Below are 22579 nucleotides of genomic sequence, written 5' to 3'. Positions count from 1 at the left end.
GTAGCCCACATGAGTGAGCGTGAGCACTCTTGTATCGGGCTATATGCATCTGTTATGACCAGCGGGTTTTCTTTTCGCCGGGGTGGATCGAAGAGCGGTACGCACCCTTGTCGACCCTCTAGCGTGACCGCGGAAGGAACACCGGACGAGGGACCGGACGAGGGAGTTGGGGCATGACGGGGGCAGCGGCGGACCCATGGCAGGAGCTCTTACATCTGGCGGAACAGCCCCGGACGGATACGACGGGGGCCGGGATGTCGCTCGCGTCCGTGGCGGGTTCCTCCGCGGGTTCTTCTGGCGGGGCGGGTACGGAAGGGGCGACGGGGGTCCTGAAGCACGCTGCCCAACCGTGGACTTCGGCGGCAGCCGCAGCCGGAGTGCTGCGCACGAACACCGCGAGCGCCAATGCCAAGCTCACCGCGGCACACGACGGAGTCGACTCGGGGGCGGCGGGACTGACGAGTCTCGGGGCGCTGAAGACCGTCCTCACCTCCTGGGAGAAGCGGCTCGGAGCCGTACGCGATGAATGCGGCTCCCTGGCACCGGTCCTCAAGCGGGTCGCCACGGACCAGGGTGAGCACGAAAAGGCCGTGAAGTCGTCCTTCCAGAAGGCCGCCCAGCCCGCCGAGAAGGGCAGGTAGCAGCCATGTTGACCTGGCAGACGCTGCGCGACCTCAAGCTGTCCGAGTTAGAGGGCGCGGCCGACGGATGGGGCGTGGCCAGCAATCAGGCCGACGCAGCCCGCGACCGCATCAGCAATCAGATGATCAACACGCTCACGGAATCCCAAGTCGGCGAGGCGGCCGATGCAGCACTGGGACGCCTCGAACAACTCGACCGCAACTTCGAGTACGCGTACACGGAATGCGGTCTGATCCGTACGACCCTCAACGCGCTCGCCCATGAACTCCGCGAGGAACAGCGACAGCTCAATCGCGCACTCGAAGACGCGGCCGGCCGCAAGTTCACCGTTCACGCCGACGGCTCGGTCAGCTACCCGGCGGGCGGCAACAACGTCCTGGACCAGCCGGCGGCCGGCGGCACCACGCGCCGCCGCGGAATGCTCGAACAGCCCTCCCCGCTGATCAGCCCCAATCCGCACCGCGCCGAAGCCCAGCGAATCGCGGACACCATCTCGGACGCGGTCCGCAATGCCAACGAGATCGACACCCGCTTCAGCCGCATCCTCACCGCGCTCAAGGCCCCACCGGGGCTCGCCGTCACCGCGGCCACCTGGACGGACGCGGCCCACGACGCCGAAGCGGTACGGGCAGCGGCCAAGGGATACCTTCCCGAAGCGATCCCGGACTGCGGAACGCCGGCCGCCCGCAAGGGCTGGTGGGACGGGCTCACCCAGGAACACCGCGAAGAACTCCTGGCGACCTACCCGGACCGCATCGGCAATCTGGACGGTCTTCCGGCCGACGTCAGGGACACGGCGAACAGGGACAACCTCCAACTGCTCATCGGCAAACTGGAGGGGCAGCCGGACGAGCGGTCGCAGAACCAACTGGCGGGGCTGAAGAGCATCGACGAACAACTGAGGGCACAACCGAAGCCGGGTGTGCCGCCGATGTACCTGCTGGGGATCGGGGACGAGGGGCTGGGGCGAGCCATCGTCTCGTTCGGCAATCCGGACACGGCGAAGAACGTGTCGGCCTACGTGCCGGGGTTGGGGACTTCGCTGGACGCGGATTTCGCGAGGAACGATGTTCAGCGGGCTCGGGACACTGCAATCGGAGCTGCTGAAATCGATCCGTCCAGTGCATCGATCGTCTGGCTCGGTTACGACCCGCCGCAGCTGCCAGCGGAAAAGGTGCTCGACAACTTGGCTGTGACAAGTGACAAGGACGCGAAAGCTGGCGCCCCGGCGTACAACGAGTTCATGGCCGGACTGAGTGCTACCAATCAGCACGACGATCCTCATATGACTGCCATCGGTCACTCCTATGGCTCTCTCACCGTGGGTATGGCTGCCCAGAGAGAGGGCGGCATCCCGGGCGCCGACAATATCGTTCTTGTTGGCAGCCCCGGAACGGGAGCACAGACGGCCGAAGACCTGGGTGTACCGCGGGACCGGGTCTATGTGGGTGCTGCTGAGAATGACCCGGTCACGAAGCTCCCCGATCAGAACTCTGCCAAGGGCCTCAAGGCGGGCGCACTAATGGGATCCGTGACTCCCCTGGGGCCCGTTACCGGAGCGGTGAGCGGCTTCTTCGTGGGGAATGTGGCGACAGACGGCAGCCAGATCTACTACGGCACTGACCCCTCCCACGCGGACTTCGGTGCGAGGAGATTCAAGGTGGACGACGGTCCTGGTGTCCACTTCGACGGTGGCCCCCAAACGCCGGCGCACTCAAATTACTTCAACCCCAAGAAGGATTCGGAGTCCGCGGACAACATTGCGATGATTGTCGCGGGCCAGGGGGCTGCGATCACTACTCAGGAGCACCGATGAGGGCAGTGAGGACGGCCTTGGCTGCCGTGCTCGCCATGGCCGTGACAGGTTGTGGCTTTGTGGGGATGTCCGACGACGGGGGAAGCGAGAAGGGCAAAGTGCGCAAGGTTAGTTTGCAGGTGGCCGCCGAAGAGGCAGACGGGATCATGCTCGCCACGATGACGTCCGTCAAGCCCGAGTTGAACTGGGTGCACTATGCGCCGACGGACGAAGGCTGCGACTCCTACACCATCGACGGAAAGGCGACGGGCTCGGCTACCCGACGTGTCGCCGTCATGACCATCGTGTCCCAGGAAAGGCGCGGCAGCCTACTGGGAGTGATTGAGCGACATTGGAAGGGCGCGGGATACAAGATCACCGGAGTGAATCGCAGCAAGGCATTTCCAGCGATCTACGCCAGCACCCCAGAGGACTTCCGCCTGGTCGCCAAGGTCGGAAAGAAGGGCCAGTTCTTCTTCGGCATCACGACCCCCTGCTTCATCCTGTCCAAGGTGGAGGACCCCAAGACCACTCCCAACGGCACCCCCTTCGAAGGCTCCGTCGTTCCCGACCCCTACGTCCGTTCCGACTTCTGGTCCGCCACCACGAGCATCCCCTCGACCTCTCCCACCAGATGAGCGCCATCCACCGAAGCCGCCGGTAAGTGGCGTGACATTCAGACGTGTTGGCGGGATTTAGCCACCGTCAGGGCCAGAAACCGTCTGCTGTGGGCGGGGCGCGGCCTCCTACGGTGCTCGTAGAGGTCGGGTGGGTCGGAGTGCCCGAGCCTGGCTCGCGGGGGCGACGGGGGAGCTAAGCCATGGGCATCGGTGATCTGGTCAGCGATCTGACCCCGGACGTCGTCGAGGACGCCGTAGAGGATGCCACCGAGTGGGTGGGCGACCGGGTCGAGGACGCCGGGGACTGGACGGCGGACCGGCTCAAGGACGTGGGATGGGACTCGGGCGCAGATTGGGTGCGGGAACAGTCCCGTTCGCTGGCCAACCGGATGGGTGCGGAGGTCGATGAACTCGACCTCGGGCAGACCGAGGACAAGACCAAGCTCATCTACGGCTCTCCGTCCAAACTCCGCTCCACGGCCACCCATCTGAAGGACTTCCAGAAGTCGTTCACCTCGGTGGGCCAGGGATTGAAGGGCTTGGACTCGTCCGCGGTGAAGGGCGAGGCGGCGGACGCGTTCCGGGAGACGGTGGCGATCGAGCCGCCGAAGTGGCTGAAGGGCGCGGACGCCTGCGGGGATGCCGCGAGCGCCCTGGAGGCGTTCGCGGGCACGGTGGAGTGGGCGCAGGGGCAGGCACAGACGGCGGTCGAGAAGTGGAAGGCCGGCACCAAGGCGTCCGAAACGGCGTGGGACGCGCACAAGGCGAAGCACGAGACCTTCAACCGCGCTGCCGAGACGTACAACGCCCTTCCCCCCGACCAGCGTGACCCCTCGTCGTTGCCGCCGCGCCCGGGCGACTTCAAGGACCCGGGCACGGCATTGATGAAGGAGGCGCAGGAACTCCTGGCCGAGGCCCGCAAGCAGCGCAACAGCGCGGCGGAGACGGCGCGCAGCGCGGTGCGGGCGGCACGTGATGCGGCGCCGCCGAAGCCCGCGTACCACGAGCAGGCGGTGAGCGGCCTCAATGAGATGGAGGTGATCCAGTCCCACTTCGTCGGCGGGGTCATCAAGGGCACGGCAGGGCTGGTGAACTTCGTCCGAAGCGTCAATCCGCTCGACCCCTACAACCTCACCCACCCGGCGGAGTACGCACTTGCGTTGAGCAACACCGCAGCCGGCCTGGTGCAGGTGGCGAACGACCCGTGGGGCGCGGGCAAGCAGATGGTCACCGGCTTTATGAAGGACCCGGCCGAGGGCATCGGCCGTCTGGTGCCCGATCTGTTGCTCACCGCCGCCACGGGAGGCGGCGGCGCGGCGGTCAAGGGGGCCCGGATTGCCAAGGAGGCGGCGGACCTCGCAGCCGACGCCAGTCGTGCCCGCAAGGCGGTCGACGACGCTCCGGAGGGCACCCACGACCGTCAGGACGGCCAGCGCACCACCACCAACACTGACCCGGTCGACCTCGCCTCGGGGCGGATGTTCCTGCCGCAGACCGATGTGACGCTGCCCGGGGCACTGCCGCTGCTGTTCACCCGACGCGTCGAGTCGGGCTACCGCGCGGGCCGTTTCTTCGGGCCCACCTGGTCATCCACCGTCGACGAGCGTCTTGAGGTCGATGCCGCCGGAGTCGTCCATGTCACCGCTGACGGGCTCCTGCTGACCTATCCGCACCCCGTACCCGGACTGCCCACCCTCCCCGGAACCGGTGCCAGCCGCTGCACCCTCGCCCGGGACGAGGCGGGCGACTACACGATCACCGACCCGGACAGCGGACTGACGCGTCACTTCACTGCGCCACCCGGTGGGGAACCCGGGGGCGACGGCGATGCCTGGCTGGTGCAGATCACCGACCGCAACCACCGCACCATCACCTTCGACCGCACGTCAGACGGCGTACCGCTGGCCCTCGTCCACTCGGCCGGCCACCGGCTCGCCCTGTCCCTGGAGGAAGGCCGCGTCACCTCTCTCGCACTCGTCGCCCCGGACGGGCCGCACCCGGTCATGTCCTACGGGTACGAGGACGGCAACCTGACCACCGTCACCAAGCCCTCCGGGGCCACACTCACCTTCACCTACGACGACCGGCGTCGGATCGTCACCTGGATCGACTCCAACCGCAGCAGGTATGACTACGTCTACGACGAACAGGACCGGGTGATAGGGGAGGGCGGTGAAGCGGGTCACTACCAACTGACCATCGCCTACGGCCTCCCGGATTCCGCGACCGGCCATCGCACCACCGCCCTCACCACCGCCGACGGTCACACCACTCGGCACCTCATCGACACCAAGTGTCGAGTCCTCGCCACCACCGATCCGCTCGGCCACACCACCCGGTTCACCTACGACGGTCGTGGTCGACTCCTCACCCGCACTGATCCGCTCGGTCGGACCACGGCCTTCCGGTACGACGCCGACGGTCGACTCGCAGCCGTCATCCGGGCGGACGGTAGCGAGCTGACGACGACGCGCGATGCGTCGGGACACCCCGTCACCTTGGTCAGTGCGGACGGAACGCGCTGGACCCAGGAGTACGACGAGCGGGGCAACCGCACCGCGCTCACCGATCCGGCCGGTCACACCACCCGCTACGGCTATGACCCCCGTGGACGTCTCACCTCGGTCACCGACGCGCTGGGCGCGGTCTCCACCGTTCGCTGCGATGCGGCCGGGCTGCTGCTGGAGGTCACCGATCCGCTCGGCGGCACCACCCGTGTCGAACGCGACCCCTTCGGCCGACCGGTTCGGGCGACGGACGCAGTGGGTGCGACCACGACCCTGCGGTGGACCGTCGACGGACAGCTTTCCCACCGCATCCGACCGGACGGAACCGCGGAGTCGTGGACGTACGACGGAGAGGGCAACCGCACCAGCCACACCGACCCCCTCGGCCGGACCACGCGCTTCGAACACACGCACTTCGATGTCATGTCCGCCCGCGTCGACCCCGACGGGGTGCGCTACGAGTTCCAGCACGACCGCGAACTACGGCTCACCCAGGTCACCAATCCACAGGGACTGACCTGGTCCTACACCTACGATCCGGCCGGGCGGCTCACCTCCGAAACCGACTTCGACGGTCGCACACTCACCTACGCCCTCGACCCGGCCGGGCAACTCGCAGCGCGTACGACGCCGCTCGGCGCACGCATCGCCTACGAACACGACGTACTCGGACAGGTGATCCGCAAGGACGCGGCGGGCGAGATCACCGCGTACACCCATGACCGTGCGGGGCGCCTGCTCAGGGCGAGCAGCCCGGACGGCGAGCTGATCTTCCAGTACGACCGGCGGGGGCTCACCAAGACCGAACAGTTCGACGGGCTCGCCACCACCTACACCTACGACGCACTCGGCCGTCGAACCCGTCGGGTGACACCGAGCGGCAGGGTCACCACCTACGGCCATGACCTCGCAGGTCGCCCCACCCTGCTCACCAGCGGTGACCATCGCATCACCTTCACCCACGATGCCGCCGGCCGGGAGTTGGAACGCACCTTCGGCGACGTGCTGCGCACCGCTTCCACGTGGGACGAAGCCGGACGGCTCGCCACCGAGATCTCCACCGCGGGCGAGCGCGTCCTCAACCGCCGCGCCTACGCCTACCGTGACGACGGCTACCTCACCTCACTCGACGACGACCTTCGCGGCACCCAGCGCTTCGACCTCGACCCGGCGGGCAGGGTCACCGCGGTCACCGCCGCGAACTGGACCGAGACGTACGCGTACGACGAAGCCGGCAACCAGACCGCTGCCACCTGGCCCACGTCGCACCCGGGCCAGGAAGCCACCGGGCCCCGCGCCTACGCCGGGACCAATCTCACCCGGGCCGGGAACGTCCGCTACGAGCACGATCCCGCGGGTCGCACCACCCTGCGTCAGAAGACCCGCCTCTCCCGCAAGCCCGACACCTGGCGCTACACCTGGAACGCGGAGGACCGCCTCACCGCCGTCACCACCCCGGACGGCACCCGCTGGCGCTACCGCTATGACCCGCTCGGCCGCCGCACGACCAAACAGCGCTTGGCACCGGACGGCGAGACCGTCGTCGAGGAGACGCGTTTCAGCTGGGACGGCACCACTCTGGCCGAACAGATCACCACCTCGAACGATCTGCCCCACCCCGTCGCCCTCACCTGGGACCACCAGGGACGCCGCCCGCTCGCCCAGACCGAACGCATCCTCACCGCGGATGCCTCCCAGGACACGATCGACGAGCGCTTCTTCGCCATCACCACGGACCTGGTCGGCACCCCCAGCGAACTTATCGACGAGTCGGGCACCATCGCCTGGTACAGCCGGGCGACCCTCTGGGGCACCACGACCTGGAACCGGGACGCGACCACCTACACACCCCTACGCTTCCCCGGCCAGTACCACGACCCCGAAACAGGGCTCCACTACAACTACTTCCGCCACTACGACCCCGAAACCGCCCGCTACCTCACCCCAGACCCCCTCGGCCTCACCCCGTCACCCAATCCCACCACGTACCCCCACAACCCCCACACCTGGACGGACCCTCTCGGACTGTCCCCATGTCCAGCGGAGCAGGATCGGCGACCACAACCCCCCTCACACGGTGAGGGAAAGGGCGAAGCGTGGGCAAAGAGCATCACTCAGACAGGTAGGAGCGATAATTCTCAAGTAATCTCCGGGCATGGGTACTATCAATTCGGGTCGGGAGACATGATTGTTCCGCCGGGGACTTGGCTAAAATTCTATATCGAGGACGGTGCGCGACTGAACGATAGGTTTGCTCACGATATTGAAACGGGAGGGAATTATCCGCCGGTAGAGACGTTCGGCCCTGGCAAGAGTTTGCCCAATTATACGGTGGATGTTCCGGCGAATCTGGCGATCAGTAGCAAGTCGATCACGGTGGATTCGCCGACGTTTCTGAGTGAAATCGTGAAAGATAAAATGGGTGCAGTGCATGTCTTGATCTGCCGCGAACACGTTAGGCCAAGGTGAGAAGTGTGACCTACTATGCCGATCTCAGCCCCTATGAGTACACGGAATCTCAGCCGGCAATGCTGAATGTGGGTTGGCTGGACGAGGTTCACCCTTATGTGACTGGGGCTGCGCCCGAGGGTCTACTTGAGGCGCTTGTCGTGTTGGGTAGGGGGGCGGAGAACGTGCTGCGCGGGATGCATTTCTGTGAACTGTGTCCAGACTTCCAAACCGCGAGGGATAGCATGTATCGGGGTGATCTCTTCATCGCCAGCGGAGAGATTCGGGTGACGGGAAATGGTGTCGTTTATGCTTCGCCGGTCATGATTGTGCACTATGTGGAGGCGCATGCATACATGCCGCCTGACGAGTACTGTAGGGCTGCAATGGCTGCGGTCATGGTGGATTAGGGCTCAGTGGTGTCAGAATCATTGCTCTCTTGTCTGCCCTTTCGCTTGAGCTAAGGTGCGAATCTAAGTTCTTTGCCGCTGGCCGTCCAGAATCCGATGTCGATGCTTCCTGCTCTTTGTGGGAAATTCCTTCCCTTGAAAGTGTGGAGGCGATCGGAAAGGAAGTTCTTTGAGCGAGCAGGAATCAACTTCACATAGCTCGGCTGTCGATCCGACCGTGGCTGCTTTCTTGGAGGGCCGCTGCCTTTCGCTTCGCGCAGCCGTAACCCTGGTCGAGCGCAGCTCGCTCGATGGGACTGTCTGGCGCCAGTGGGAGGAACTGCGCGATATCGCAGTCGGCAAGATGCAGAGGGGAGAGCTGGCAGCTGCGGAGCGTCAGCAATGGGGCCGGGTGGCGATCCGTGCTGTTGAAAGGAAGCGGGAATCATCGGTCGAGGTGAAAGTGGCAGTGGCTGAAGAGGCGAGGGTGCGAGCATATCTGATGTGTCAGTTTGGACCCAGTGATATCGAGAGCTTCAGAGATCCCGCCGCACTGCTTTCTCTTGTTGTGAAAAATATTGGAATGGATCGCGAGGAGATCGCACGGGAGGCTTGCAATTGGATGGACCTCCCTCGCGAGGGGATATTGGAATTGCGACGCGTCAAGAACATGCTGACGCCTCTGAAAGAGGTTTCCGAATCCCTCAAGGATGGGAACCCTCTCTGGCGGGAAGTTGAGAGTTGGGCTTCTCTCGTCTCGAAATTGCCGTAGACCCTTGGATGGATCGGCTGCCGCACCTTCTGAGGTTTCATGGGGTATCCAGAGAGCATCCCGCCCGGCACTCAATCCCACCACCTACCAGCCTAACCCACACACATGGACGAACCCCCTCGAACAGTCCCCCCGGGTAGGGCGACACCGAGATGGCAGATTCCTTGAAGCTCGCCGGGTGGAGATCAGGGCAGTCCATGAGTGAAGAATCCCCAGCGCCTCCGCATCTGCCGCTCTATCCGGCGCCAGTGTCGCCTGGCCTTGCGTCTTTGCAGCCGCACGTATGTGCTGTCGATTGGCCGACGCGGCCGGCCTTTCGGCCCTCTCGAATCAGAATTATGGATTCACTCAGCCGTTGGCAGGTGGCGAGGGCACTCGCCTATCTCGGAATGCTGAGTGGTGGGCCCGAGGAGAGTAAGGCAATCCGGTGTCTCAATGCGATGCCCAGCCAGGAATCCGTCCTGGCAGATGACTTTGCCGGCTTGCTGGAAAAATTGGAGCGGCAAACGCAACACGTCCCGCTTCGGATTCTTGAAATGGTGCTCAGAGACTGCGACATTCTCCTGCGGGGCAGCCCTCATGCAGGATTCGCCATCGGAACTGAACTGGCCGGGGACTCAAGGCCGGCTTCCCCGGAGATCGCTTCGGCCCGGGCGGCCCTTCTGGCCACCTACTGGTACGAGGTTCCCGAGTTGCGAAGTGGACTGGTCATGGTGTGGAGCGCCAATCAGCTTGTGCGGCGCTGGCTCTGGTGGTCACGCCAGTACGCTCACCGTCAGATTCCACCGGGTTCGCCGGGCATCGGCACGTCCCCGGCTCCGCCGCTTCCCGCGCGAGACGTCTTTCCGGAGTGGGCGACGCCGATGGTGGAACGGGTCTACTCGTAGTGACGCCGTTCCGGCGTGGTAACCCCTTTCCGGCGTCCGCCCGAGGGCTCACCCTGCATCACACCGTCGCCGGGTCTTGATGGCGCTAAGCCCCCATCCCGGCGCCGATGGCGCCCGTCCCCGACCCGCCGGCTCCCCGTGTGTGGCTCTCTGTGGCCTGGGGTAGCCTCTACGGCTCGATTGGCCAGGCCGTAGACCCGTGTGGCAGACTATCCGGGTTGCTCGGTTGAGTGCCGATGCTGCGCGCCTCCCGCCGGGAGGACCGGAAGCGAGTCCCACAGTACTCGTCGCCCCATCTGCCTCCTGGGCAGCGCTGGAGCGGACGTACGGGAATCTTCCGGGAAGCGTCAGCGGGGTGCCAGCCAGGCACTCGGTGGGTGTTCTCCCTCGATGCGCGGGCTGGGCCCGCACCCCCTTGGTTGGGAAATCCTTCGGGATATCTACGTAGAGGGTGTGCGACACGCCCGACCGCGTGGGTCGGAGGGGATCGCTGGACTCGCCGAGCTGCCAGAGCGTTCATACACAGAGACAGGACTACGAAGTAGCCATGGCGGGACAGAAGATCCGCATCCGGCTCAAGGCCTACGACCACGAGGTCATCGATTCATCGGCGAAGAAGATCGTCGAGACGGTGACGCGTACTGGTGCGTCGGTCGCGGGCCCGGTGCCGCTGCCCACTGAGAAGAACGTGTACTGCGTCATCAAGTCGCCGCACAAGTACAAGGACTCGCGCGAGCACTTCGAGATGCGTACGCACAAGCGCCTGATCGACATCCTCGACCCGACGCCCAAGACCGTTGACTCGTTGATGCGCCTGGACCTTCCGGCCGGCGTCGACATCGAGATCAAGCTCTGAGAGGCGCGGAAGAGATGGCAAAGCAGATCAAGGGCGTCCTGGGCGAGAAGCTCGGCATGACCCAGGTCTGGGACGAGAACAACCGTGTCGTCCCGGTGACCGTCGTCAAGGCCGGACCCTGCGTCGTAACCCAGGTCCGTACGAATGACTCCGACGGCTACGAGTCGGTCCAGATCGCCTTCGGCGAGATCGACCCGCGCAAGGTGAACAAGCCCCTCAAGGGCCACTTCGCCAAGGCCGACGTGACCCCCCGCCGCCACCTGGTGGAGCTCCGCACCTCCGACGCCAGCGAGTACACGCTCGGCCAGGAGATCACCGCCGCTGTGTTCGAGTCCGGCGTCAAGGTTGACGTCACGGGCAAGAGCAAGGGCAAGGGCTTCGCCGGTGTCATGAAGCGTCACAACTTCAAGGGCCTCGGCGCCGGTCACGGTACCCAGCGCAAGCACCGCTCTCCCGGCTCCATCGGTGGCTGCGCCACCCCGGGCCGTGTGTTCAAGGGCCTCCGCATGGCGGGCCGTATGGGCAACGAGCGGGTCACCACCCAGAACCTGACCGTTCACGCTGTTGACGCGGAGAAGGGCCTGCTCCTGATCAAGGGTGCGGTTCCTGGCCCCAACGGCGGCCTGGTCCTGGTCCGCACTGCGGCCAAGGGGGCCTGAGGACTATGAGCACCATTGACATTCTGTCGCCCGCAGGCGACAAGACCGGGACCGTTGAGCTCCCGGCCGAGATCTTCGACGCCAAGGTCAGCATCCCGCTGATCCACCAGGTCGTCGTCGCGCAGCTGGCCGCTGCCCGTCAGGGCACGCACAAGGTCAAGACGCGTGGCGAGGTCCGCGGTGGTGGCAAGAAGCCGTACCGCCAGAAGGGCACCGGCCGCGCCCGTCAGGGTTCGACGCGTGCTCCGCAGTTCGCCGGCGGTGGCGTCGTCCACGGCCCCGTGCCGCGTGACTACTCGCAGCGGACCCCGAAGAAGATGAAGGCCGCCGCCCTGCGCGGTGCCCTCACCGACCGGGCCCGCAACTCCCGCATCCACGTCGTCACCGGCGTGATCGAGGGAGAGGTCTCCACCAAGGCCGCCAAGACGCTGTTCGGCAAGATCTCGGAGCGCAAGAACCTGCTCCTGGTCGTCGAGCGCTCCGACGAGGCCGCGTGGCTGTCCGCCCGCAACCTGCCCCAGGTGCACATCCTGGAGCCGGGCCAGCTGAACACGTACGACGTGATCCGCTCCGAGGACGTGGTCTTCACCCAGGCCGCCTTCGAGTCCTTCGTGTCCGGCCCCGACAAGGCCATTGAGACCGAAGGGAGCGACGCCTGATGTCCGAGAACGCCACGGCGACCGTTACCAGCAAGACCTACACGGACCCGCGTGACATCCTCGTCAAGCCGGTCGTGTCCGAGAAGAGCTACGCGCTGCTCGACGAGAACAAGTACACGTTCATCGTCGACCCGCGTGCCAACAAGACCCAGATCAAGCAGGCCGTGGAAGCGGTCTTCTCGGTCAAGGTCACCGGGGTCAACACGATCAACCGGCAGGGCAAGCGCAAGCGCACCCGCACCGGTTTCGGCAAGCGCGCCAACACCAAGCGCGCCATCGTGACCCTTGCCGAGGGCAACCGTATCGACATCTTCGGCGGCCCGACCTCTTAAGTGAGGTCGAGTCGTCCGGAATCGGACGAGGACTGAGAAATGGGTATCCGCAAGTACAAGCCGACGACTCCGGGCCGTCGTGGCTCCAGCGTCGCCGACTTTGTCGAGATCACGCGGTCCACGCCGGAGAAGTCGCTGGTCCGCCCCCTGCACAGCAAGGGCGGCCGTAACAACACCGGTCGTGTGACCGTCCGTCACCAGGGCGGTGGCCACAAGCGCGCCTACCGCGTGATCGACTTCCGTCGTCACGACAAGGACGGCGTGCCGGCCAAGGTCGCTCACATCGAGTACGACCCGAACCGCACCGCGCGCATCGCCCTTCTGCACTACGCAGACGGCGAGAAGCGCTACATCGTCGCGCCGCGTGGCCTGAGCCAGGGCGACCGCGTCGAGAACGGCCCGACCGCCGACATCAAGCCCGGCAACAACCTGGCGCTGCGCAACATCCCGGTCGGTACGACCATCCACGCCATCGAGCTGCGGCCCGGCGGCGGCGCGAAGTTCGCCCGTTCCGCGGGTGCCTCCGTGCAGCTGCTGGCGAAGGAGGGGGCCATGGCCCACCTCCGTATGCCGTCCGGCGAGATCCGGCTGGTCGACGTTCGCTGCCGCGCCACCATCGGCGAGGTCGGCAACGCCGAGCAGTCGAACATCAACTGGGGCAAGGCCGGCCGTATGCGCTGGAAGGGCGTTCGCCCGACCGTCCGCGGTGTCGCGATGAACCCGGTTGACCACCCGCACGGTGGTGGTGAGGGCAAGACCTCCGGTGGTCGCCACCCGGTCAGCCCGTGGGGTCAGAAGGAGGGTCGTACTCGTTCTCCCAAGAAGGCGAGCAGCAAGTACATCGTCCGCCGCCGCAAGACGAACAAGAAGCGCTAGGAGCGGGTTTAGATGCCGCGCAGTCTCAAGAAGGGGCCCTTCGTCGACGACCACCTGATCAAGAAGGTGGACGTACAGAACGAAGCAGGTACCAAGAACGTCATCAAGACCTGGTCCCGTCGCTCGATGATCGTCCCGGCGATGCTGGGCCACACGATCGCGGTGCACAACGGCAAGATCCACGTCCCGGTGTTCGTCACCGAGTCGATGGTCGGCCACAAGCTCGGTGAGTTCTCGCCGACTCGCACCTTCCGAGGCCACGTCAAGGACGACCGGAAGTCGAAGCGCCGCTAACGCGGGGTGGAAACGACTATGACGAACGTGTCAGACACTGAAGGGACAACCATGGAAGCCAGGGCCCAAGCGCGGTACATCCGCGTCACGCCCATGAAGGCCCGCCGAGTGGTGGACCTCATCCGTGGCATGGATGCCACGGAGGCTCAGGCGGTCCTGCGTTTCGCCCCGCAGGCCGCGAGCGTGCCGGTGGGCAAGGTGCTGGACAGCGCCATTGCCAACGCCGCGCACAACTACGACCACAGTGACGCTTCTACGCTGGTCATCAGCGAGGCGTACGTGGATGAGGGCCCGACCCTGAAGCGGTTCCGTCCGCGTGCACAGGGTCGCGCCTACCGGATCCGTAAGCGGACCAGCCACATCACCGTGGTCGTCAGCAGCAAGGAAGGAACCCGGTAATGGGCCAGAAGGTTAACCCGCATGGGTTCCGGCTCGGTATCACCACGGACTTCAAGTCCCGCTGGTACGCCGACAAGCTGTACAAGGACTACGTCAAGGAAGACGTCGCCATCCGTCGGATGATGACGTCCGGCATGGAGCGCGCCGGCATCTCGAAGGTTGAGATCGAGCGCACCCGTGACCGCGTGCGGGTGGACATCCACACCGCGCGTCCCGGCATCGTCATCGGCCGCCGTGGCGCCGAGGCCGACCGCATCCGCGGCGACCTCGAAAAGCTCACGGGCAAGCAGGTCCAGCTGAACATCCTTGAGGTCAAGAACCCCGAGGTCGACGCTCAGCTCGTGGCCCAGGCCGTTGCCGAGCAGCTGTCCTCCCGCGTCTCTTTCCGCCGTGCCATGCGCAAGAGCATGCAGTCGGCGATGAAGGCCGGCGCCAAGGGCATCAAGATCCAGTGTGGTGGCCGTCTCGGCGGCGCCGAGATGTCCCGCTCGGAGTTCTACCGCGAGGGTCGTGTGCCGCTGCACACCCTTCGTGCGAACGTCGAGTACGGCTTCTTCGAGGCCAAGACCACCTTCGGCCGCATCGGTGTGAAGGTCTGGATCTACAAGGGCGACGTCAAGAACATCGCCGAGGTCCGCGCTGAGAACGCTGCTGCCCGCGCTGGCAACCGCCCGGCCCGTGGCGGCGCTGACCGCCCGGCCGGCCGTGGTGGCCGCGGTGGCGAGCGTGGCGGACGCGGCCGTAAGCCGCAGCAGCAGAACGCCGCAGCCGAGGCCCCCAAGGCCGACGCCGCTGCCGCTGCTCCGGCTGAGAGCACCGGAACGGAGGCCTGACCGAAATGCTGATCCCCCGTAGGGTCAAGCACCGCAAGCAGCACCACCCGAAGCGCAGCGGTATGTCCAAGGGTGGTACGCAGGTTGCGTTCGGCGAGTACGGCATTCAGGCCCTCACTCCGGCGTACGTGACCAACCGCCAGATCGAGGCGGCGCGTATCGCGATGACCCGCCACATCAAGCGTGGCGGCAAGGTCTGGATCAACATCTACCCGGACCGCCCGCTGACCAAGAAGCCCGCCGAGACCCGCATGGGTTCCGGTAAGGGTTCCCCGGAGTGGTGGATCGCGAACGTCAAGCCCGGTCGGGTGATGTTCGAGCTCTCCTACCCGAACGAGAAGATTGCTCGTGAGGCGCTCACCCGCGCTGCTCACAAGCTTCCGATGAAGTGCCGCATCGTTCGGCGCGAGGCAGGTGAGGCGTGATGTCGGCCGGAACCAAGGCGTCTGAGCTGCGCGAGCTGGGCAACGAGGAGCTCCTCAACAAGCTCCGCGAGGCCAAGGAAGAGCTGTTCAACCTCCGCTTCCAGGCGGCGACGGGCCAGCTCGAAAACCACGGCCGGCTGAAGGCCGTCCGCAAGGACATCGCCCGGATCTACACCCTGATGCGTGAGCGCGAGCTGGGCATCGAGATGGTGGAGAGCGCCTGATGAGCGAGACGAATGTGACTGAAGAGAACACTGCCCGCGGTTTCCGCAAGACCCGTGAGGGTCTCGTCGTCAGCGACAAGATGGACAAGACCGTCGTCGTCGCCGTCGAGGACCGCGTGAAGCACGCTCTGTACGGCAAGGTCATCCGCCGTACGAGCAAGCTCAAGGCACACGACGAGCAGAACGCCGCTGGCGTTGGCGACCGTGTTCTCCTCATGGAGACCCGGCCCCTCTCGGCGACGAAGCGCTGGCGCATCGTCGAAATCCTTGAGAAGGCCAAGTAATTACTTGAAGGGGTAACCCTTCGAGTCAGTTCCGCCAGGCTCCGGGGGGCCGCTCAGCGGTCCCCCGGGGAACCGGCAGACAAACAGGAGATACACGTGATCCAGCAGGAGTCGCGACTGCGTGTCGCCGACAACACTGGTGCCAAGGAAATCCTTTGCATCCGTGTTCTCGGTGGCTCCGGTCGCCGCTACGCCGGCATCGGTGACGTCATCGTTGCCACCGTCAAGGACGCGATCCCCGGTGGCAACGTGAAGAAGGGTGACGTCATCAAGGCGGTCATCGTTCGCACCGTGAAGGAACGCCGCCGCCAGGACGGCTCGTACATCCGCTTCGACGAGAACGCCGCTGTCATTCTGAAGAACGACGGCGACCCTCGCGGCACCCGTATCTTCGGCCCGGTGGGCCGTGAGCTGCGCGAGAAGAAGTTCATGAAGATCATCTCGCTCGCGCCGGAGGTGCTGTAAGCATGAAGATCAAGAAGGGCGACCTGGTTCAGGTCATCACCGGTAAGGACCGCGGCAAGCAGGGCAAGGTCATTCAGGCCTTCCCCCGCGAGGACCGTGTCCTGGTCGAGGGTGTCAACCGGGTCAAGAAGCACACCAAGGCCGGCCAGACCGCTCGTGGTTCGCAGACCGGCGGGATCGTCACCACCGAGGCCCCCGTCCACGTGAGCAATGTTCAGCTCGTCGTGGAGAAGGACGGCAAGAAGGTCGTGACGCGCGTCGGATTCCGCTTCGACGACGAGGGCAACAAGATCCGCGTTGCCAAGCGGACGGGTGAGGACATCTGATGGCTACCACCACCACTCCGCGTCTCAAGACGAAGTACCGCGAGGAAATCAAGGGCAAGCTGCTTGAGGAGTTCTCGTACGAGAACGTCATGCAGGTTCCCGGGCTCGTCAAGATCGTGGTCAACATGGGTGTGGGCGACGCCGCCCGCGACTCCAAGTTGATCGATGGTGCCGTCAAGGACCTCACCACGATCACCGGTCAGAAGCCGGCCGTCACCAAGGCCCGCAAGTCCATCGCGCAGTTCAAGCTGCGTGAGGGTCAGCCGATCGGTGCCCACGTCACCCTCCGTGGCGACCGCATGTGGGAGTTCCTGGACCGCACCCTGTCGCTCGCGCTTCCGCGCATCCGCGACTTCCGTGGTCTGTCCCCCAAGCAGTTCGACGGCCGTGGCAACTACACCTTCGGTCTCACGGAGCAGGTCATGTTCCACGAGATCGACCAGGACAAGATCGACCGCGTCCGGGGTATGGACATCACCGTGGTTACCACGGCGACCAACGACGCTGAGGGCCGCGCGCTCCTGCGTCACCTCGGCTTCCCGTTCAAGGAGGCGTGAGCCGTGGCAAAGAAGGCTCTCATTGCCAAGGCCGCCCGCAAGCCCAAGTTCGGCGTGCGTGGCTACACGCGCTGCCAGCGTTGCGGTCGTCCCCACTCCGTGTACCGCAAGTTCGGCCTGTGCCGCGTGTGCCTTCGTGAGATGGCTCACCGTGGCGAGCTGCCGGGCGTGACCAAGAGCTCCTGGTAAACCCCTCCACCCGGTGCGCGGACGGTGCCCCTCCGGGGCGCCTTCGGAGCACCGGGTCGGAGTTCGGGATTATCTGGACGCTCTCGGTAAGCAGAGGGTAGGCGGAGGCCCGTCCTTCCATGGCTTAGGCTAGGAGGGTTGGGCGTCCGCCGCCCTGAACGACTTACTACGCCGTAGGTCCCCGCGCCGCACCCGTCCCGCCCCAGTGTGGGGAGAGGGATGGCGCATACAGGAAACCCCGGCGAGAGAGGCCGAAGGCCAATTCATGACCATGACTGATCCGATCGCAGACATGTTGACGCGTCTGCGGAATGCGAACTCGGCGTACCACGACTCCGTGACCATGCCGCACAGCAAGATCAAGTCGCACATCGCAGAGATCCTCCAGCAGGAGGGCTTCATCACGGGCTGGAAGGTCGAGGACGCCGAAGTCGGCAAGAACCTCGTCCTGGAGCTCAAGTTCGGTCCCAACCGTGAGCGCTCCATCGCGGGCATCCGGCGGATCTCGAAGCCGGGTCTGCGCGTGTACGCGAAGTCCACCAGTCTGCCGAAGGTCCTCGGCGGCCTGGGCGTGGCGATCATCTCCACGTCCCACGGTCTCCTGACCGGCCAGCAGGCGCAGAAGAAGGGCGTAGGTGGGGAAGTCCTCGCCTACGTCTGGTAGTCGGGAACGGAGGAATAGCAATGTCGCGTATCGGCAAGCTCCCCATCCAGGTTCCCGCCGGTGTGGACGTCACCATCGATGGCCGCACGGTCGCGGTGAAGGGTCCCAAGGGCACCCTGAGCCACACCGTCGCCGCGCCGATCGACATCGTTAAGGGTGAGGACGGCGTTCTCAGCGTCACCCGCCCCAACGACGAGCGTCAGAACAAGGCCCTCCACGGCCTGTCCCGCACGCTGGTGGCCAACATGATCACCGGCGTGACCCAGGGGTACACGAAGGCGCTCGAAATCAGCGGTGTTGGTTACCGCGTCGCCGCGAAGGGCTCCAACCTGGAGTTCCAGCTCGGCTACAGCCACTCGATCCTGGTCGAGGCCCCCGAGGGGATCTCCTTCAAGGTCGAGTCGCCGACCAAGTTCTCTGTCGAGGGAATCGACAAGCAGAAGGTCGGCGAGGTCGCCGCCAACATCCGCAAGCTGCGGAAGCCCGACCCGTACAAGGCCAAGGGCGTCAAGTACGCGGGCGAGGTCATCCGCCGCAAGGTCGGAAAGGCGGGTAAGTAAGCCATGGCATACGGTGTGAAGATCGCCAAGGGTGACGCGTACAAGCGCGCCGCCATCAAGCGCCGCCACATCCGCGTTCGCAAGCGCATCTCCGGTTCGCCGGAGCGCCCGCGCCTGGTTGTGACGCGTTCCAACCGCCACATCGTGGCGCAGGTCATCGACGACATCGCCGGCCACACGCTGGCGTCGGCGTCGACCCTGGACACCTCGATCCGCGGTGGCGAGGGCGACAAGAGCGCCCAGGCCAAGCAGGTCGGCGCCCTGGTCGCCGAGCGCGCCAAGGCCGCTGGTGTCGAGGCCGTCGTGTTCGACCGTGGTGGCAACCAGTACGCCGGGCGGATCGCCGCTCTGGCTGACGCCGCCCGCGAAGCCGGGCTGAAGTTCTAGGCCCCGGTTCCGGAGCTAGCGGACGTAACAGAGAGAGGTAGATCCAATGGCTGGACCCCAGCGCCGCGGAAGCGGTGCCGGTGGCGGCGAGCGGCGGGACCGGAAGGGCCGTGACGGCGGCGCAGCTGCCGCCGAGAAGACCGCGTACGTTGAGCGCGTTGTCGCGATCAACCGCGTCGCCAAGGTTGTGAAGGGTGGTCGTCGCTTCAGCTTCACCGCGCTGGTCGTGGTGGGCGATGGTGACGGCACCGTTGGTGTCGGTTACGGCAAGGCCAAGGAGGTGCCGGCCGCCATCGCCAAGGGTGTTGAGGAGGCCAAGAAGCACTTCTTCAAGGTCCCCCGCATCCAGGGCACCATTCCCCACCCGATCCAGGGCGAGAAGGCTGCGGGCGTCGTTCTGCTCAAGCCTGCTTCCCCCGGTACCGGTGTTATCGCCGGTGGCCCGGTGCGCGCCGTTCTGGAGTGCGCCGGCGTTCACGACATCCTGTCGAAGTCCCTCGGCTCCGACAACGCGATCAACATCGTGCACGCGACCGTGGCGGCCCTCAAGGGCCTGCAGCGTCCCGAGGAGATCGCGGCTCGCCGCGGTCTGCCCCTCGAGGACGTCGCCCCCGCGGCTCTGCTGCGTGCACGTGCGGGAGCGGGTGCGTAATGACCCGCCTCAAGATCACGCAGAAGAAGTCGTACATCGGCAGCAAGCAGAACCACCGTGACACGCTGCGTTCGCTCGGCCTGAAGAGGCTCGGCGACGTGGTGGTCAAGGAGGACCGCCCCGAGTTCCGCGGCATGGTGCACACCGTCCGCCACCTCGTGACGGTCGAGGAGGTTGACTGATATGGCGGAGCAGAACCCGCTGAGGGTCCACAACCTCCGTCCCGCCCCCGGTGCCAAGACCGCGAAGACCCGTGTGGGCCGTGGTGAGGCGTCGAAGGGTAAGACGGCCGGTCGTGGAACCAAGGGCACCAAGGCCCGTTACCAGGTTCCGGAGCGCTTCGAGGGTGGGCAGATGCCCCTCCACATGCGTCTCCCGAAGCTCAAGGGCTTCAAGAACCCGTTCCGTACCGAGTACCAGGTCGTCAACCTGGACAAGCTCGCTTCGCTCTACCCCGAGGGTGGCGAAGTCACGGTGGCCGATCTGGTCGCCAAGGGTGCGGTTCGCAAGAACCAGCTCGTCAAGGTCCTTGGCCAGGGCGAGATCTCCGTGGCACTGCAGGTGACGGTTGACGCCGTCTCCGGTTCCGCCAAGGAGAAGATCACCGCCGCTGGCGGCGCCGTCACCGAGCTTGTCTGACACAAGTTCTGTGGTGGGAAGCTGAAACACCGACCGGGGATGCCTCTCAAATGGGGCATCCCCGGTTGGTCGTTCCAAGCGGGGCACTGCCGCCGGTAAGGTGGCGTGCGATGTTGCTGTAAAGACCCCCCGTACGGTCTGCACCACCGAGATCGTGCGGACTTCCTGATTCGTATTCATCGATCCTCAAGACCGTCACCTCTGACGCAGAAGCGCGGGGGTCGCAGGAGGCACCGTGCTCACCGCGTTCGCCCGGGCGTTCAAGACGCCCGACCTGCGCAAGAAGCTGCTGTTCACGCTCGCCATCATCGTGCTCTATCGCATCGGGTCACACATCCCCGTACCGGGCATCGATTACCAGAACGTACAGACCTGTGTGAATCTGGCTCAGCAGAACAACAACAGTCTGTTCGGCCTGGTGAATATGTTCAGTGGCGGTGCGCTGCTGCAGATCACCATCTTCGCGCTCGGCATCATGCCGTACATCACGGCGAGCATCATCCTGCAGCTGCTGACCGTGGTCATTCCGCGGCTGGAGGCCCTCAAGAAGGAGGGCCAGTCCGGCACCGCGAAGATCACTCAGTACACCCGTTATCTGACAGTGGCCCTCGCCGTGCTCCAGGGCACGGGCCTGGTCGCGACCGCTCGCAGCGGTGCGCTCTTCAGCGGCTGCCCGGTCGCCAGCCAGATCGTGCCGGACCGCACCATCTACACCACCATCGTCATGGTGATCACCATGACGGCCGGTACGGCTGCCGTGATGTGGCTCGGTGAGCTGATCACCGACCGCGGCATCGGCAACGGCATGTCGATCCTCATGTTCATCTCGATCGCCGCCGGCTTCCCGGGTGCCCTGTGGGCCATCAAGGAGAGCGGCAAGCTCGCCAAGGGCTGGATCGAGTTCAGCACGGTCATTCTGATCGGCTTCGTGATGGTCGCCTTGGTCGTCTTCGTGGAACAGGCACAACGTCGTATCCCTGTTCAGTACGCGAAGCGAATGATCGGGCGGCGCAGTTACGGTGGCACCTCGACCTACATCCCGCTGAAGGTCAACCAGGCGGGTGTGATTCCGGTCATCTTCGCGTCTTCGCTGCTCTACATCCCGGCGCTGGTGGCCCAGTTCTCCAGCGGCACTTCCACCTGGAAGACCTGGATCGAGCAGTACTTCGTCAAGGGCGACCACCCGTACTACATCACTGCGTACTTCTTGTTGATCGTGTTCTTCGCGTTCTTCTATGTGGCGATCTCGTTTAACCCCGAGGAAGTCGCGGACAACATGAAGAAGTATGGTGGCTTCATCCCGGGCATCCGGGCTGGTCGACCTACTGCCGAGTATCTGAGCTACGTGCTCAACCGGATCACTTGGCCGGGCTCGCTGTACCTGGGTCTGATTGCTCTTGTTCCGACGATGGCGTTGGCGGGCTTCGGAGGCGCGAACCAGAACTTCCCGTTCGGCGGGACGAGCATCCTCATCATCGTGGGTGTGGGTCTGGAGACCGTGAAGCAGATCGAGAGCCAGCTCCAGCAGCGCAATTACGAAGGGTTCCTCCGCTAATGCGAATCGTCCTCGTCGGACCTCCCGGTGCCGGCAAGGGAACGCAGGCTGCGTACCTTGCCGAGAACCTGTCGATCCCGCACATCTCCACGGGCGATCTCTTCCGCGCCAACATCAGCAAGGGCACCGACCTCGGTCGGAAAGCCAAGTCCTACATGGACAAGGGTGAGCTGGTTCCCGACGAGGTCACCATCGGCATGGCCAAGGACCGGATGGAGCAGCCGGACGCCGTCAACGGGTTCCTGCTCGACGGCTTCCCGCGCAACGTCTCGCAGGCCGAGGCGCTCGACGAGATGCTGAAGTCCGAGGGCATGGCGTTGGACGGGGTACTCGACCTTGAGGTTCCCGAGGACGAGGTCGTGAAGCGGATCGCGGGCCGCCGCATCTGCCGGAACGACTCAAGCCATGTGTTCCACGTGACGTACGCGCCGCCGAAGGAAGACGGCCGTTGTGACGTGTGCGGTGGCGATCTGTATCAGCGCGACGACGACTCCGAGGCGACCGTCCGCAAGCGCCTTGAGGTCTACCACACGCAGACCGAGCCGATCATCGACTACTACCGGGGCCAGGGCCTCGTGGTCACGATCTCGGCGCTCGGCAAGGTCACGGACGTGACCGAGCGGGCGATGGAAGCACTGAGCAAGACGGCCAAGGCCGACAAGGCCTGACGGTCCTGACCGTCCC

The 22579-nt window shown here is 65.2% G+C and carries 30 protein-coding genes; all 30 read left to right on the top strand.

What is annotated here, in order from left to right:
• The first annotated feature begins 173 nt into the window (after positions 1-173).
• Positions 174-641, top strand: a complete 468-nt coding sequence (locus ABZ348_RS25305) for a hypothetical protein (protein WP_358936708.1) — start codon at positions 174-176, stop codon at positions 639-641.
• Positions 642-646: 5 nt separating this feature from the next.
• Positions 647-2458, top strand: coding sequence for an alpha/beta hydrolase (locus ABZ348_RS25300; RefSeq protein ID WP_358936706.1), 1812 nt, complete (start codon positions 647-649; stop codon positions 2456-2458).
• Complete coding sequence (locus ABZ348_RS25295) at positions 2455-3075, top strand: hypothetical protein (protein ID WP_358936704.1); 621 nt, start codon at positions 2455-2457, stop codon at positions 3073-3075. The genes ABZ348_RS25300 and ABZ348_RS25295 overlap by 4 nt, the downstream gene beginning before the upstream one ends.
• Positions 3076-3257: 182 nt before the next feature.
• Complete coding sequence (locus ABZ348_RS25290; protein ID WP_358936702.1) at positions 3258-8033, top strand: putative T7SS-secreted protein; 4776 nt, start codon at positions 3258-3260, stop codon at positions 8031-8033.
• 5 nt (positions 8034-8038) lie between these two features.
• Positions 8039-8422, top strand: coding sequence for a hypothetical protein (locus ABZ348_RS25285; RefSeq protein WP_358936700.1), 384 nt, complete (start codon positions 8039-8041; stop codon positions 8420-8422).
• 169 nt (positions 8423-8591) lie between these two features.
• Complete coding sequence (locus ABZ348_RS25280) at positions 8592-9173, top strand: hypothetical protein (RefSeq protein ID WP_358936698.1); 582 nt, start codon at positions 8592-8594, stop codon at positions 9171-9173.
• 338 nt (positions 9174-9511) lie between these two features.
• Entirely contained in the window at positions 9512-10060 is a 549-nt protein-coding gene (locus ABZ348_RS25275; protein ID WP_358936696.1) for a hypothetical protein, read from the top strand.
• 547 nt (positions 10061-10607) lie between these two features.
• Positions 10608-10916 (top strand): 30S ribosomal protein S10, encoded by a 309-nt coding sequence (rpsJ, locus tag ABZ348_RS25270; RefSeq protein WP_003948644.1) that lies wholly within the window; start codon positions 10608-10610, stop codon positions 10914-10916.
• Between the two features lie 14 nt (positions 10917-10930).
• The gene (gene rplC, locus ABZ348_RS25265; protein WP_153486756.1) at positions 10931-11575 is read left to right on the top strand and encodes a 50S ribosomal protein L3; all 645 of its coding nucleotides are present in this window, start codon (positions 10931-10933) and stop codon (positions 11573-11575) included.
• Between the two features lie 5 nt (positions 11576-11580).
• The gene (rplD, locus tag ABZ348_RS25260; protein ID WP_358936694.1) at positions 11581-12234 is read left to right on the top strand and encodes a 50S ribosomal protein L4; all 654 of its coding nucleotides are present in this window, start codon (positions 11581-11583) and stop codon (positions 12232-12234) included.
• Complete coding sequence (rplW, locus tag ABZ348_RS25255; RefSeq protein ID WP_358936693.1) at positions 12234-12566, top strand: 50S ribosomal protein L23; 333 nt, start codon at positions 12234-12236, stop codon at positions 12564-12566. Before rplD ends, rplW begins: the two co-directional genes overlap by 1 nt.
• 39 nt (positions 12567-12605) lie before the next feature.
• Positions 12606-13442, top strand: a complete 837-nt coding sequence (gene rplB, locus ABZ348_RS25250) for a 50S ribosomal protein L2 (RefSeq protein ID WP_358876483.1) — start codon at positions 12606-12608, stop codon at positions 13440-13442.
• A 12-nt stretch (positions 13443-13454) separates the two neighbouring features.
• Positions 13455-13736 (top strand): 30S ribosomal protein S19, encoded by a 282-nt coding sequence (rpsS, locus tag ABZ348_RS25245; protein ID WP_030351437.1) that lies wholly within the window; start codon positions 13455-13457, stop codon positions 13734-13736.
• Positions 13737-13787: 51 nt separating this feature from the next.
• Positions 13788-14135, top strand: coding sequence for a 50S ribosomal protein L22 (gene rplV, locus ABZ348_RS25240; protein ID WP_358876482.1), 348 nt, complete (start codon positions 13788-13790; stop codon positions 14133-14135).
• On the top strand, positions 14135-14968 hold the full coding sequence (rpsC, locus tag ABZ348_RS25235) for a 30S ribosomal protein S3 (protein ID WP_358876481.1): 834 nt from the start codon (positions 14135-14137) through the stop codon (positions 14966-14968). The genes rplV and rpsC overlap by 1 nt, the downstream gene beginning before the upstream one ends.
• A 5-nt stretch (positions 14969-14973) precedes the next feature.
• On the top strand, positions 14974-15393 hold the full coding sequence (rplP, locus tag ABZ348_RS25230) for a 50S ribosomal protein L16 (protein ID WP_072485538.1): 420 nt from the start codon (positions 14974-14976) through the stop codon (positions 15391-15393).
• Entirely contained in the window at positions 15393-15617 is a 225-nt protein-coding gene (rpmC, locus tag ABZ348_RS25225) for a 50S ribosomal protein L29 (RefSeq protein ID WP_329022211.1), read from the top strand. Before rplP ends, rpmC begins: the two co-directional genes overlap by 1 nt.
• A complete protein-coding gene (gene rpsQ, locus ABZ348_RS25220; RefSeq protein WP_329022213.1) occupies positions 15617-15901 on the top strand; it encodes a 30S ribosomal protein S17 in 285 nt (94 codons plus the stop codon). The genes rpmC and rpsQ overlap by 1 nt, the downstream gene beginning before the upstream one ends.
• A 96-nt stretch (positions 15902-15997) precedes the next feature.
• Positions 15998-16366, top strand: coding sequence for a 50S ribosomal protein L14 (gene rplN, locus ABZ348_RS25215; protein WP_023539336.1), 369 nt, complete (start codon positions 15998-16000; stop codon positions 16364-16366).
• 2 nt (positions 16367-16368) lie between these two features.
• Positions 16369-16692, top strand: coding sequence for a 50S ribosomal protein L24 (rplX, locus tag ABZ348_RS25210; protein ID WP_250923445.1), 324 nt, complete (start codon positions 16369-16371; stop codon positions 16690-16692).
• Positions 16692-17249: a 50S ribosomal protein L5 gene (gene rplE, locus ABZ348_RS25205; RefSeq protein WP_250923446.1), complete on the top strand. Its 558-nt coding sequence runs from the start codon at positions 16692-16694 to the stop codon at positions 17247-17249. Before rplX ends, rplE begins: the two co-directional genes overlap by 1 nt.
• Positions 17250-17252: 3 nt before the next feature.
• Positions 17253-17438: a type Z 30S ribosomal protein S14 gene (locus ABZ348_RS25200; RefSeq protein ID WP_003948630.1), complete on the top strand. Its 186-nt coding sequence runs from the start codon at positions 17253-17255 to the stop codon at positions 17436-17438.
• A gap of 265 nt (positions 17439-17703) precedes the next feature.
• A complete protein-coding gene (gene rpsH, locus ABZ348_RS25195) occupies positions 17704-18102 on the top strand; it encodes a 30S ribosomal protein S8 (protein WP_329022216.1) in 399 nt (132 codons plus the stop codon).
• A gap of 20 nt (positions 18103-18122) precedes the next feature.
• Entirely contained in the window at positions 18123-18662 is a 540-nt protein-coding gene (gene rplF, locus ABZ348_RS25190; protein WP_358876480.1) for a 50S ribosomal protein L6, read from the top strand.
• A 3-nt stretch (positions 18663-18665) separates the two neighbouring features.
• Positions 18666-19049, top strand: a complete 384-nt coding sequence (gene rplR, locus ABZ348_RS25185; protein WP_329022220.1) for a 50S ribosomal protein L18 — start codon at positions 18666-18668, stop codon at positions 19047-19049.
• Between the two features lie 46 nt (positions 19050-19095).
• Positions 19096-19701 carry a 30S ribosomal protein S5 gene (gene rpsE, locus ABZ348_RS25180; protein ID WP_005313527.1) on the top strand — a complete coding sequence of 202 codons (606 nt, stop codon included), beginning with the start codon at positions 19096-19098 and terminating at the stop codon, positions 19699-19701.
• Positions 19701-19883, top strand: coding sequence for a 50S ribosomal protein L30 (gene rpmD / locus ABZ348_RS25175; RefSeq protein ID WP_358876479.1), 183 nt, complete (start codon positions 19701-19703; stop codon positions 19881-19883). Before rpsE ends, rpmD begins: the two co-directional genes overlap by 1 nt.
• A 1-nt stretch (position 19884) precedes the next feature.
• Positions 19885-20340 carry a 50S ribosomal protein L15 gene (gene rplO / locus ABZ348_RS25170; RefSeq protein ID WP_329022223.1) on the top strand — a complete coding sequence of 152 codons (456 nt, stop codon included), beginning with the start codon at positions 19885-19887 and terminating at the stop codon, positions 20338-20340.
• Between the two features lie 235 nt (positions 20341-20575).
• On the top strand, positions 20576-21895 hold the full coding sequence (gene secY / locus ABZ348_RS25165) for a preprotein translocase subunit SecY (RefSeq protein WP_358936691.1): 1320 nt from the start codon (positions 20576-20578) through the stop codon (positions 21893-21895).
• Positions 21895-22563, top strand: coding sequence for an adenylate kinase (locus ABZ348_RS25160; protein ID WP_358936689.1), 669 nt, complete (start codon positions 21895-21897; stop codon positions 22561-22563). The genes secY and ABZ348_RS25160 overlap by 1 nt, the downstream gene beginning before the upstream one ends.
• Positions 22564-22579: the final 16 nt, after the last annotated feature.

It is taken from the genome of Streptomyces sp. NPDC005963 (genome assembly GCF_040638655.1).
GTDB lineage: Bacteria > Actinomycetota > Actinomycetes > Streptomycetales > Streptomycetaceae > Streptomyces.
The sequence above is the reverse complement of the archived record's forward strand: the minus strand, read 5'-3'. Positions and strand labels throughout refer to the sequence as shown.